We start from the raw sequence: 11,442 nt of genomic DNA on the forward strand, positions 1-11,442 counted from the left end.
CGGACATGGGCGGGCACGGGCCGGCGGACGAGCACATACGGGAAGAAGAGGCAGTGGACGTGGAGTGGTCGGGTAACTGGGTCGCAGGGCGGCTCGGGGTCGAGCTCGTCGGCGACGGGGAGCTCCGGGAGCTGCTGGGCCTCGCCCTGCGCCGCAATCCGAAGCGGGCCCATCTGCTCGTGTCGAACGTCCTGGGCAAGCATGTGCCGCAGCGGCCGTCCGTCGTCCACGGCGCGGGCTTCGAGCTCGGCGAGCGGGTACGGAACCTGCTGGGCGAGGCGGAGGCCCGCCGCGCGGTCGTCCTCGGCTACGCGGAGACGGCGACAGGCCTCGGACACGCCGTCGCGGACGGGCTCGGAGTGGCTCCGTATCTCCACTCGACCCGGCGCCCCGTCGCAGGCGTCGCACCGGCGGGCGGCTTCGAGGAGGCGCACTCGCACGCCACCTCCCATCTGCTGCTGCCCGAGGACCCGGACCTCCTGAACGCCACCGCGGAGGGCTCACCGCTGGTCCTGGTCGACGACGAGTTCTCCACCGGCAACACCGTGCTCAACACCATCCGGGCCCTCCACGCGCGCTACCCACGGGACCGTTACGTCATCGTCGCCCTGGTGGACATGCGCTCCGAGGCCGACCAGGGGCGGCTCGCCGAATTCGCGGAGGAGATCGGCGCCCGCGTCGACCTGGTGGCCCGCGCCCGGGGCACCGTGCGCCTGCCCGAGGGAGTCCTGGAGAAGGGCCGGAGCCTGGTCGCCGCGCACGAAGCGGACCATGCGACCGACGAGCCCCCCGCACCACGGTCCGTCCCCGCACGCGTCGCCCTGGACTGGCCGGCTGGCGTACCCGACGGCGGACGCCACGGCTTCACACCCGTCCACCGCGCGGCCCTGGAAGCCGCGCTCCCGGGCATGGCCGCCCGTGTCGCCGACGCCCTGGGCGACGCCCGCAGGGTGCTCGTCCTCGGCTTCGAGGAGCTGATGTACGCGCCTCTGCGGATCGGCACCGCGCTGGAGGACGCCACCACGGCCGAGGTGCGCTACTCCACCACCACCCGCTCGCCCGTGCTCGCCGTCGACGACCCCGGGTACGCGATACGCAGCCGCCTGGTGTTCCCCGCCCATGACGACCCGGCCGACGGGCCGGGCGACCGGTACGCCTACAACGTCGCGGGCGCGGGATTCGACGCCGTCGTCGCCGTCGTCGACTCCGCGGCCGACACCCCCGCCCTGCACGCACCGGACGGACTGCTGGCCCGGCTCGCGGCCCACACCGACCAGGTCGTGCTCGCGGTCGTCCCGTCGTACGTCCCGTCGCCGCCCGGCACCGTCCCGTCCGCGCCCGCCGGCACCGTCGCGTCGCCGGCCTCCCACAGGCAGGAAGCCGCCATGCTGCCCGAACCCCTCCGGGGCCCCGCCTTCTCCTCCTACGCGGCGGAAGACGTCGGCTGGCTGCTCCAGGACCTCTCGGACACGGCCCTGGAGGCCCCCACCGAGGAGCGAGAGGAGGCGATCCAGAGCGGCGGCGCGCACTACGCCGAATCGCTGCCCGTCGAATACCAGCCCAGCCCGCAGTACCAGGAGCTCTTCAAGGCGGCCCTGGCCACCTCCGCCGCGCGTATCGCCCGGGCCGTCGGCACCGTCACGGAGACCGTCCTCGCCGAACGGGGGCCGCGCCCCGTCCTGGTCTCCCTCGCCCGGGCCGGAACCCCCGTCGGGGTCCTCATGCGCCGCTGGGCCCAGCACCGGCACGGCCTCGACCTGCCGCACTACGCCGTCTCCATCGTCCGGGGCCGAGGCATCGACGCCAACGCCCTGCGCTGGCTGGCCGCCCACCACGACCCGGCGGACGTCGTCTTCGTCGACGGCTGGACGGGGAAGGGCGCCATCACCCGCGAACTCGCGGCGGCCCTGGAGGAGTTCGGGGGCTTCAACCCGGAGATCGCCGTACTGGCCGACCCGGGCGGCTGTGTACGGACCTACGGGACGCGCGAGGACTTCCTCATCCCGTCGGCCTGCCTCAACTCCACGGTGTCCGGGCTGATCTCCCGCACGGTCCTGCGCTCCGACCTGGTCGGCCCGCACGACTTCCACGGCGCGAAGTTCTACCGCGAACTCGCTGACACCGACGTCTCCGGCCTGTTCCTCGACGCGGTCGCCGCCCGCTTCGACGAGGTCGCCGGCGCCGTGGACGCCGAGTCGAAGGAGCTGCTCGCCGCGGACCGCGCCCCCACCTGGGAGGGCTGGGCCGCCGTCGAACGCATCAGCGAGGAGTACGGCATCCACGACGTGAACCTGGTCAAGCCCGGTGTCGGCGAGACGACCCGGGTGCTGCTGCGCCGCGTTCCCTGGAAGATCCTGGCCAAGCGGGGAGCCGGCGCCGACCTCGACCACGTACGGCTGCTCGCCGAGCAGCGCGGGGTCCCGGTCGAGGAGGTCGGGGAACTCCCGTACACCTGCGTCGGGCTGATCCACCCCAAGTACACCCGCGGCGCCACCGGCGCCGACGGCACGGCGGTGACGGCGAAGTGAGCGAAACCGTGAACACACCCGCGAGCGACTCCGGCTCCCCCGTGACGCTGGTGGCCAGCGACCTCGACCGCACCCTCATCTACTCGGCGGCGTCCCTCCAGCTGACCATGCCCGACGAGCGGGCCCCCCGCCTGCTCTGCGTGGAGGTGTACGGAGGGGCGCCCCTCTGCTACATGACGGAGACGGCCGCCGCACTGCTCGACGAACTGGCCCGCACCACGGTGTTCGTCCCGGCCACCACCAGGACCCGGGAGCAGTACGGCCGCATCCACCTGCCCGGACCCGCCCCCCGGTACGCCATCTGTGCCAACGGCGGACACATCCTGGTCGACGGCGTCTCCGACCCGGACTGGCAGGACCACGTCGCCCGCCGGATCACCGGCGAGTGCGCCTCCCTCGCCGAGGTCCGTGCCCACCTCCAGGCGGCGGGCGACCCCTCCTGGCTGCTCAAGGAACGGGTCGCCGAAGACCTCTTCGCCTACCTCGTCGTGGACCGTGCCGCCCTCCCCGAGGGCTGGGTCAAGGAGCTGTCCGCCTGGGCCGACGTCAAGGGATGGACCGTCTCCCTCCAGGGCCGCAAGATCTACGCCGTACCCAAGCCGCTCACCAAGAGCGCCGCGATGCAGGAGGTCGCCCGCCGCAGCGGCGCCACGCTGACGCTCGCCGCCGGTGACTCGCTCCTGGACGCCGACCTCCTGCTCGCCGCCGACCGGGCCTGGCGCCCGGGCCACGGTGAGCTGGCCGACTGCGGCTGGGGCGCCCCCAACACCGAGGTGCTCCGGGAGCGGGGCGGCGCCGCGGGCGAGGAGATCCTGCGCCGCTTCCTGCGCGCCGCCGATCCCCAGCGGGCGGGCCGCTGAGCACACACCACAATTCCGAGCACATGTGAGTGAACTCTGGCAGGGTGAGCGGCCGAGAAGAGCGGCAGAGGCCCGCACGACCAGGGGAGACGCGCATGACCAAAGGCAACACCACCCGGATCACCGACGACCTGTACGCGTACACACTGGCCCACAACCCTCCGCTGGACGCGGTGCAGCGGGGGCTCGTGGAGACCACGTACGCCGAGCTTCCCGGCCACGCGGGCATGCAGTCCGCGCAGGAGCAGGGCCCGCTGCTCGCCTTCCTCGTCCGCCTGACGGGGGTGCGGCACATCGTGGAGGTCGGCACCTTCACCGGCTTCTCGGCGCTGTCGATGGCCCAGGCGCTGCCCGCCGGCGGGGTGCTGATCGCCTGCGACATCTCCGAGGAGTGGACGGCGTACGGCCGGGAGGCATGGGAGAAGGCGGGCGTCGCCGACCGCATTGACCTGCGGATCGCGCCCGCGCTCGACACCCTGCGGGCGATGCCGGCCGAGCCGCACATCGACATGGCCTACCTGGACGCGGACAAGGGCAACTACATCGCGTACTGGGAGGAGCTGGTCCCGCGGATGCGGCCCGGCGGGCTCGTCGTCACCGACAACGTCCTCTCTGCCGGAGGCGTCACCGATCCGCTGGCCACCGGCGCAGCTGCCGCCATCAGGGGGTTCAACGACCATGTGGTCGCCGACGCCCGGATGGAGAGCGTGCTGCTGACGGTGTCGGACGGGCTGACGCTCTCGCGTAGGAGGTAGCGGCGGCGGTCGCCGCGGCGAGGTCAGCCGCAGCAGCCTCCACCGCAGCACCCGCCACCGCCGCCGCCCGCCGGGGCGGCGGCAGGCGCGGAGGAACCCGAGCCGCCAACGGCCACGGTGGAGAGCAGCTTCACGGTGTCCTCGTGCCCGGAGGGGCAGGAGGCGGGATCGGATGACTCGGCCATCGGGCGGCTGAGTTCGAACGTCTCGCCGCAGGGGCGGCAGCGGTACTCGTAACGAGGCATGGCCCCAGATTAGAGCCTCTTTCCCCTGGCGACCTCGGGCGTCGGGACGCGTGCGCGGCGCTGTTCCCTCGCGACCTGCTCGGGGTGACGGGCGCGCCAGTACGGATTGTCGTGGGGCAGGCCGCCGCTGACCCGCCCGTACATGCCGAACATCATCAGCAGCAGCCCGACCACGAAGCTGAACAGCACGTTCTGCATCTGGAAGGCCAGGAAGTTCAGCCCGGTGTCCAGCAGCGCCAGATTCACGAAGCCACTGAGGATGAAGGCGATGCCCAGGACCATGTTCAGGGTCGAGGCGAAGTTCCCGCCGATGACCATCCCGACGAAGAGCAGCAGCCCGACGCAGATGGACAGGATGCTCAGTGCGCCGTTGGTGTTGAGCCCCGCCACCGTGTCGCCGCCGGTGTCGAAGAAGCCGATACGGTCGATGAGCCCCAGGATGCCGAAGGCGACGAGCAGCAGGCCCATCAGGCCCGCCCCCACCCGGTAGACCTGGCTGAGGCCGTGGTCGACCGGCAGGTGCTCGTCGAGGACGGCCTTGCGGCGGGAGGGCTGCTCGCCGTGCCGGCGGGTGGGATGCAGGACGTGTGTGGCCATGACGGCCTCCTTCGGCCGTACGCGGCCAGGGACGCCTCAGCGGAAGACGCTGCGTACCTCCAGGATCGGCCCACCGGCTGTCGGGGACAAATCAGGCCGATCCATCCCCTGATCGGCCCTTGTCCTCCGTATCGCCCACGGCACGCTCAGGTGCCGCCGCCCAGCTCCTCGCGGATCGCGGAGACCACCTGGTTCGCCGTCTGCCGCACGGCCTCGGTCTCGGTGAGGAAATGCCAGTAGTCGGGGTGGCGGCCGTCCAGCCCCTCGACCGCCCGCTCCAGCCGCGCCACGGCGTCGTCCAGCGGGCGGGCATGACGCGGATCGGGCGTGTGGCGCCCTGCCATGGCGAGGCGCTGGGCGTCCCGGATCGCGAACCGGGTGCGGTCGATCTCCGCCTGCGGGTTCTTGGCCACCGCGTCGAGCCGCTGGAGACGGTCCCCGGCGGCGGACACCGCCTCATCGGTCGCGTTGAGCAGCGCCCGGACCGTACTCAGCCGGGACGTCGCGTCGGCCCAGCGCTGCTCGGACCGTGCCGCGGCGGCCTCGGTCAGCTTCGCCTCGGCCTGCCGGACATTGACCACCGCCTGCTCGGGAACCGGCTGAAGGTCCTGCCAGCAGGCGGCGGAGAAGCGCCGCCGGAGCTCGCTGAGCACCGGCTCGACCTGCCCGGCGCGCGTCGTCAGCGCCTGGGCCCTGGTGCGCAGCGACACCAGCCTGCGATCGATCTCGGCGGCCCGCTCGGGAAGCTGGTCCGCCTCCGCACGGATCGCCTCGGCGTCCCGCAGCACCTTGTCCGCGCGCTGCAGGGTCTCCGCCACACCGTGCTGTCCCGCGCCCTGGTTGAGTTTGGTCAGCTCCGGGGCGAGAGCCGCCAGCCGGGCCGCGAGATCATCGGCCCGCAGCCCTGACGCGCGTACCGCGTCCAGCGCGTTACTCGCGGCGAGCAGAGCCTGGCGGCCCCGCTCCACAGCGGGAGCGAGCCGCGCGAGCTGGGTCTCCGCACTGCTGAGAAGCGTCCCGAGCCCCTGGGCGAACCGGTCGAGCTCCCCCTTCACCCGCACGAGATCGTCCTTGGCCCGGGTCAGCTGGGTCCGCGCACCGGCCGCCGCCGAGGGCTCCAGATCATCCCGGTCGAGATCGTGGGCGTCGACCGCGGTGATGTACTCGTGGCTGACCTCGTCGATCCGCCGGCCCAGCGCCGCGAAGTCCTCCACGGCCTTGCGACCGCGGGGCGAACTGTCCACGGCGGTGATCGTCTCGATCGAGATCCGCAGATCGCGCTGGGCGGTGTCCAGCTCGTAGAAGGCCGCGGCAGCAGCGTCCTTCGCGGCCTGCGCGTCGGCCCGCTGATTCTCCCCGCGCCCCCCGAACCAGCGGCGCGTGCCACCACCCGCGAAGGCACCCGGCAACGCCGCGACGACCAGGGGAACCGGCAGCAGCATCAGCACCAGGACGTCCCTGACGGCGGAACCAACACCCGCTTTCGCCTGCGGCCGCGTGTGTGTCGCCGTCACATCCCTCTCCCGTGCCGATTCGCCCTGCCCGGTTCATTCTCGCACCAGTTAGGACGAACGCACGGGCCGGTTAGTTCGCACTTCGGACAGTGACTTCACCGTTGTCACTGCGCGCCTTCACCACGTGCTCGCTGTTCTCGCTGCGGGGCACCCTGACGGAGACGTCACCGTTGTCGGCCTCGGCGGACACCGCGTACGTACTGCTCCCGGCCGGCAGGTCGATGGAGATGCTCCCGTTGTCACTCACCGTGTCCACCAGATCCGGGACCCGGCTGAACCCGAGCTTCACCGACCCGTTGTCCGAGCGGGCGATCACGGAACTCCCCGAGATCCGCTCGGCCTCGATCGAGCCGTTGTCGGAGCCCAGCTCCAGCGGCCCGGACATGTCACGCACCTGGACCCCGCCGTTGTCGGAGGAGATCTTGAGCGGGGCACTGAAGCCGGCCGCGGTGACCTTCCCGTTGTCCCCCTGCACGGTCAGGGCCAGCCCACGGGGCACCTTCACCTCGTGGTGCGCCTCACAGTTGCTGATCATCGCCCGGCACTTCACCTCGAGCCGCAGCTCGTCCCCCTCGAGCTTCCACACGGGGTCCGGCCCGCTGCCCAGCAGGACCCACCCGTCGACCCGGCGGGTCACTTCGATCTGCTCGACGTCGGCGGGCACGAGATCCAGGGTCGAGTTCTCGGCATCGATGGTGAGTGCCTTCCCGCCGAAGGCGAACGACTTGTGCTCGGCGCGCGCGTCCTCGGCGTCCGTACTGCCGCAGCCACTGAGCGCGGCCACGAGAAGCGCGGTCCCGGCGATGGCCACGAGTGAATCGGTGCGTCGTGTGCGGATGGTCATGATGAGGGTCCCCCTGAGAGCGCTGCCGGTGTGGCCCCACCGTATGTACGCGCCCACCCCTGGGACGATCCGGACGGCTACCGTCTCGGGGGTGGGGATATCCCCCGTACCGCCGGCTCCCGGGGCCGGGACCGCGCCTGATGCGGAACCGGATTGCCGACGGGGGCCGCGCGGCATGTAATCTGTTGCCTCATCCACGGGTGCGTAGCTCAGGGGTAGAGCGCTGCTCTTACAAAGCAGATGTCGGCAGTTCGAAACTGCCCGCGCCCACCAGTCGGAACGCCCCCGCAGCGAGTCGCTGCGGGGGCGTTGACGGTAGTAGGTGACGGCAGTCCCTCGGGTGCGTCGCGCTGGGCGTGAGTAGCAGCCTTCTCCACGAGTTCAAGGCTCCTCGCTCGGCTCGTCGCGCGCTCCCCGGCTCACCGCCGGGGCGGGAGGGGAGCCATTCGCGGGGTGCCGGCGGGTTCGTGGTGGGCTCAGGCGGGGTTCTCGTCGAGCACCAACATGATGTGTTCATGCTCGCCGTACCAAACCGTCTCGGCAGGCCGGAAGCCGTGCTTCTCCAGAAGTCGCACAGAGCCGGTGTTCCCGATGAAGGGGTCGGCGTGCAGGGGGCGGGCCTTCTCCCGCTCCAGGAACAGGGCCAGTGCCTGCGTACCGATGCCACGGCCCCAGTACTGCCTGCCGAGCCAGTATCCGATGAAGCGCCGACCCACGCCCCACCACGCCACCACGTTGCCCGCCAGTTCTCCGTCGACGGTGACGGCCTGCACGAAGACGGTGGGGTCCCCAAGAACCTTCGTCGTCCAGTGGGTCATGAAGGCTTCCCGTTCCCGGGGCGGAAAATTCGACCGCTGGACAGCCTCGGCATCGTGCTCCTGTGCGAAGAACTCCTCCAGATCGGCCTGTCCGACGTCTCTCAACCGCACCTGATCACTCATGCTGAGGGAGTCTGCCACCAGCCGCTGACACTCCGAGGGGCTTACGGCGCTCTACATGGTCCACACCGACCGGGGCCGTCTGTAGGCAGTCGTCATGCCCGCAGGTCGAGCAGCATGACGTCGTAGAGGCCCGGGCCCTCCCACGGCCGTGCCTCGCCGATCTTGCGGTAGCCCCATGCTCGGTAGGCGGCCGATGCCGCCTTGCTGTCCGGGTGGACGTTCAGTAGTACCCGCTCGGCCTCGATGCCGTCGAGCAAAGTCTCGTGCAGGCGCCGTGCGACACCCTGCCCGCGCCACGGTCCGCGTACGGCGAGTTCCATGAGGCCGAAGGTGCGGTGCCCGTCCTCGCGTCGCATGGCGTCGGAGACGGGCTCGGTCAGCTCGTCCCACCACCCTGTGTCAGGTGGGACGGGGTGGCCGTACGCCATGCCGGCCGGCTCGCCGTCCTCGGTCCGGGCCACGGCGCCACGGAAGGCGCGCTTGCGGGTCTGGAGGTGAAAGCGCCGGAACGCGGCTGCGACGTCGTCGGCGGCCTCGTTGTACGGCGGTTCCGCGAAAACGTCGGCATAGACGAGCCTGAACGCGTTCACTGCCTGAGCGGCGGCCGAGCCGTCCAAGCGCTCCACCGTGATGATCTGCTGCGGCGTCACGCGGTGCCCCCTCGGACGTTCTCGCGGATGCGCTCGCCGCGCTCCCTGGCAGTGGCACCCACGCGCCGGACCTGACCATACTCAGCCCGCAGTTCGAGGGCACGCCAGTAAAGTGAGGACGTGACCGCTACGCCGGAAGACCGGCCGCCACTGATCAGCGAGGACGACCGCGACACGGCCGTCCGGCGCCTGCAGGAGGCGTACGCCGAAGGGCACATCTCGCACGAGGACCTGGACGAACGTCTCCACCGGGTGCTGACCGTCACGTCGCACAGCGAGCTCGGGGCGGCTCTGGCTTCGCTCCCGAAGGAGAAGGCGGGCACCACGTCCACGATCGCCGCCGCGGGACGGATCCAGCGGCGCGGTGTATGGCGGGTACCCCGGCAACTGAAGGTCGAGTCCGCGTTCGGGAAGGTGCATCTGGACCTGTCCCGGGCGGTCATCGAGCATTCGGTGGTCGACACCGAGCTGCAGCTCGGCACCGGCAAGGCCAAGATCACGGTGCCTCGCGACGCGACCGTCGACATCGAGGGTCTGCACACCGGGTGGAAGGACTCCCGCTACGAGGCCGGGCATCCCTCCCGCCCCGGCGGGCCGACGATCCGGATATCCGGGGCCATGGGGTCGCGAGCTGCTGTGGGTTGAGTGTGCAGGACTGAGTGGTAGTGCCTTCGAGTGAGTCCGGTGGCCGGTCGGGGTAGGCCGGGAACGGGTGTTCTGGTGTCGTATGGGTGACCTTGGTGGTGGTGGCTCGTTGTGTGGGGTGTAAGGCACGCAGGCCTGGGTTGGGGGGTGTTGTGCGGGAGTTGGCGGCGTCGTTCGTGGTGCCCGACCCTTCCGGGGTGGCGGTACGGGACCGGCTCAAGCACCTGACACCCCAAGACGAGGAAGTCCTGCGAGCGGTCGGAGCTCATCAGGGTGCTCTGGCCTCCCGCGATCTCCGGGCCCGATGCGCGCAGGGCCTGGCGCACAGTGCGGAGTCGTGGGCGGCCCGCAAACGCGATCTCACCCGTGAGTCGTCGTCGAGGATCGCTGGGGCGATCACGAAGGCCACTCATGCCCAGTGGGCGCTGGCCCGGCGTTGCCAGGCCGCGCATATCCGGTCGCTGGAAGCCGGCATCAAGACACTGCGGTACCGGTTGTCCCTCCCCATCGGGCAGAAGGGCACCAAGCGTGCGGCCGGTGGCTATCGGTCCAAGTGGGAGTGGTTTCAGAAGTCGCGTCGCCTCACCGCCCTGGAAGCCCGGCACACCGCCGCCGCCACAGACCGGGAGGCCGGGCGGGTGCGGGTCGTGCGGGGCGGGAAGCGGCTGTTCAACACCCGCCACCATCTTGCCGAGGCCGGGCTCACGAAGGGGCAGTGGCGTCAGCGGTGGGAGGCGGAGCGGTGGTTTCTGGCGGCGGATGGTGAGTCGGGCAAGCGGTTCGGGAACGAGACGATCCGCGTCACCCCCACCGGTGAGGTGTCCATCAAGCTGCCCGCCCCGCTTGCGTATCTGGCCAACGCTCCGCATGGCCGCTACACCCTGACCGGGACGGTGGCGTTCGCGCACCGGGGTGTGGAGTGGGCCGACCGCGCCGCAGCGAACCGATCTGTCGCCTACCGCATTCACCTCGACACCGATCGGGGCCGCTGGTATCTGACCGCGTCCTGGCAACGCCCCCTCGTGCAGACCATCCCGTTGGAGGCGGCCCGGGCCCGGGGCATGATCGGCGTAGACACCAACGCCGACCACTTCGCCGCCTACCAACTGGATAAGCACGGCAACCCGGTCGGTGAACCGCGCCGCTTCGGCTACGACCTGTCCGGCACCGCCACCCATCGTGACGCGCAGATCCGCCACGCCCTGACCCGCCTGTTGCACTGGGCCACCCAGTGCGGCGTGGCAGCGATCGGGATCGAGGACCTCGACTTTGCTGCGGAGAAGACGAGAGAGAAGCACGGCCGCCGCAAGAGGTTCCGGCAGCTGATCTCCGGGCTCCCGACCGGGAAGCTCAAGGCCCGCCTTGTCTCCATGGCCGCCGAACACGGCCTGAGCATTGTCGCGGTCGACCCGGCCTACACGTCGATGTGGGGTGGTGAGCACTGGCAGAAGCCGCTGGTCACCCCGCGTCGCGGAATGTCCCGTCACGATGCCGCCGGCATCGCGATCGGGCGACGCGCTCTCGGACACCCGATCAGGCGTCGGACGACACCGCCCCGTGCACACCAGAGCGATGTGCACGGGCATCGGACCGTCCAGGCCTCACCAGGTGCACGAGGGCGTGAGGGAACCCGCCCACCCGCCACGGACCACGCCCCCAGAGGCGTGTCACCGAACGGGATGCGAAAGCGGCAACCCAGCGCATCCAACACCGTTCGGGATGCGCCCAGAACACATCAGTGGGTCCAGGACTCACTGATGCACACTGGCTAGTGATCTGGTTGTGAGTTGCTCTGGCACCACGTGAGTCGTTTTCCGCACCAGTTCACGGGTTTGGGTGCCGCGAGCCGGCTGGCTGCGGTGT

11 protein-coding genes and 1 tRNA gene are annotated in these 11,442 nt (G+C 70.9%); 6 read left to right on the forward strand and 6 right to left on the reverse strand.

What is annotated here, in order from left to right; all coding sequences use genetic code 11:
• Positions 1 to 5 precede the first annotated feature (5 nt).
• The 3 genes from ACIREO_RS06160 (at position 6) to ACIREO_RS06170 (ending at position 4,143) form a co-directional block, all read left to right on the forward strand.
• A complete protein-coding gene (locus ACIREO_RS06160) occupies positions 6 to 2,528 on the forward strand; it encodes a phosphoribosyltransferase (RefSeq protein WP_404105696.1) in 2,523 nt (840 codons plus the stop codon).
• On the forward strand, positions 2,525 to 3,388 hold the full coding sequence (locus ACIREO_RS06165; protein WP_404105699.1) for an HAD family hydrolase: 864 nt from the start codon (positions 2,525 to 2,527) through the stop codon (positions 3,386 to 3,388). The genes ACIREO_RS06160 and ACIREO_RS06165 overlap by 4 nt, the downstream gene beginning before the upstream one ends.
• A 95-nt stretch (positions 3,389 to 3,483) precedes the next feature.
• A complete protein-coding gene (locus tag ACIREO_RS06170) occupies positions 3,484 to 4,143 on the forward strand; it encodes an O-methyltransferase (protein WP_404105702.1) in 660 nt (219 codons plus the stop codon).
• A gap of 23 nt (positions 4,144 to 4,166) precedes the next feature.
• Here ACIREO_RS06170 and ACIREO_RS06175 read toward each other — a convergent pair whose 3' ends face one another.
• The 4 genes from ACIREO_RS06175 to ACIREO_RS06190 form a co-directional block, all read right to left on the reverse strand.
• Positions 4,167 to 4,388, reverse strand: a complete 222-nt coding sequence (locus ACIREO_RS06175) for a zinc ribbon domain-containing protein (RefSeq protein WP_404105705.1) — start codon at positions 4,386 to 4,388, stop codon at positions 4,167 to 4,169.
• Positions 4,389 to 4,397: 9 nt separating this feature from the next.
• Positions 4,398 to 4,985 carry a DUF4383 domain-containing protein gene (locus ACIREO_RS06180; RefSeq protein ID WP_404105707.1) on the reverse strand — a complete coding sequence of 196 codons (588 nt, stop codon included), beginning with the start codon at positions 4,983 to 4,985 and terminating at the stop codon, positions 4,398 to 4,400.
• Positions 4,986 to 5,131: 146 nt separating this feature from the next.
• Positions 5,132 to 6,499, reverse strand: a complete 1,368-nt coding sequence (locus tag ACIREO_RS06185) for a hypothetical protein (protein ID WP_404105708.1) — start codon at positions 6,497 to 6,499, stop codon at positions 5,132 to 5,134.
• A 70-nt stretch (positions 6,500 to 6,569) separates the two neighbouring features.
• Complete coding sequence (locus ACIREO_RS06190; RefSeq protein WP_404105710.1) at positions 6,570 to 7,343, reverse strand: DUF4097 family beta strand repeat-containing protein; 774 nt, start codon at positions 7,341 to 7,343, stop codon at positions 6,570 to 6,572.
• Between the two features lie 198 nt (positions 7,344 to 7,541).
• On the opposite strand from ACIREO_RS06190, the gene ACIREO_RS06195 reads away from it, so the two are divergent.
• A tRNA-Val gene (locus tag ACIREO_RS06195) sits at positions 7,542 to 7,616 on the forward strand.
• Positions 7,617 to 7,819: 203 nt separating this feature from the next.
• Here the strand turns inward: ACIREO_RS06195 and ACIREO_RS06200 are convergent.
• Positions 7,820 to 8,284 carry a GNAT family N-acetyltransferase gene (locus ACIREO_RS06200; RefSeq protein ID WP_404105713.1) on the reverse strand — a complete coding sequence of 155 codons (465 nt, stop codon included), beginning with the start codon at positions 8,282 to 8,284 and terminating at the stop codon, positions 7,820 to 7,822.
• A 92-nt stretch (positions 8,285 to 8,376) separates the two neighbouring features.
• Positions 8,377 to 8,934, reverse strand: coding sequence for a GNAT family N-acetyltransferase (locus ACIREO_RS06205; RefSeq protein ID WP_404105715.1), 558 nt, complete (start codon positions 8,932 to 8,934; stop codon positions 8,377 to 8,379).
• A gap of 120 nt (positions 8,935 to 9,054) precedes the next feature.
• Here ACIREO_RS06205 and ACIREO_RS06210 point away from each other — a divergent pair, with 120 nt between their 5' ends.
• Complete coding sequence (locus tag ACIREO_RS06210; protein WP_404105718.1) at positions 9,055 to 9,579, forward strand: DUF1707 domain-containing protein; 525 nt, start codon at positions 9,055 to 9,057, stop codon at positions 9,577 to 9,579.
• A 152-nt stretch (positions 9,580 to 9,731) separates the two neighbouring features.
• On the forward strand, positions 9,732 to 11,351 hold the full coding sequence (locus ACIREO_RS06215; protein WP_404105719.1) for an IS200/IS605 family accessory protein TnpB-related protein: 1,620 nt from the start codon (positions 9,732 to 9,734) through the stop codon (positions 11,349 to 11,351).
• The last annotated feature ends 91 nt before the right edge of the window (positions 11,352 to 11,442 follow it).

Origin of the sequence: Streptomyces sp. NPDC102441 (assembly GCF_044765585.1) — a bacterium.
Classification (GTDB): domain Bacteria; phylum Actinomycetota; class Actinomycetes; order Streptomycetales; family Streptomycetaceae; genus Streptomyces.

Coding starts and splice junctions, on each gene's coding strand:
- ACIREO_RS06160 (WP_404105696.1), top strand. CDS start 6: ATGGGCGGGCACGGGCCGGCGGACGAGCACATACGGGAAGAAGAGGCA.
- ACIREO_RS06170 (WP_404105702.1), top strand. CDS start 3,484: ATGACCAAAGGCAACACCACCCGGATCACCGACGACCTGTACGCGTAC.
- ACIREO_RS06175 (WP_404105705.1), bottom strand. CDS start 4,388: ATGCCTCGTTACGAGTACCGCTGCCGCCCCTGCGGCGAGACGTTCGAA.
- ACIREO_RS06180 (WP_404105707.1), bottom strand. CDS start 4,985: ATGGCCACACACGTCCTGCATCCCACCCGCCGGCACGGCGAGCAGCCC.
- ACIREO_RS06190 (WP_404105710.1), bottom strand. CDS start 7,343: ATGACCATCCGCACACGACGCACCGATTCACTCGTGGCCATCGCCGGG.
- ACIREO_RS06200 (WP_404105713.1), bottom strand. CDS start 8,284: ATGAGTGATCAGGTGCGGTTGAGAGACGTCGGACAGGCCGATCTGGAG.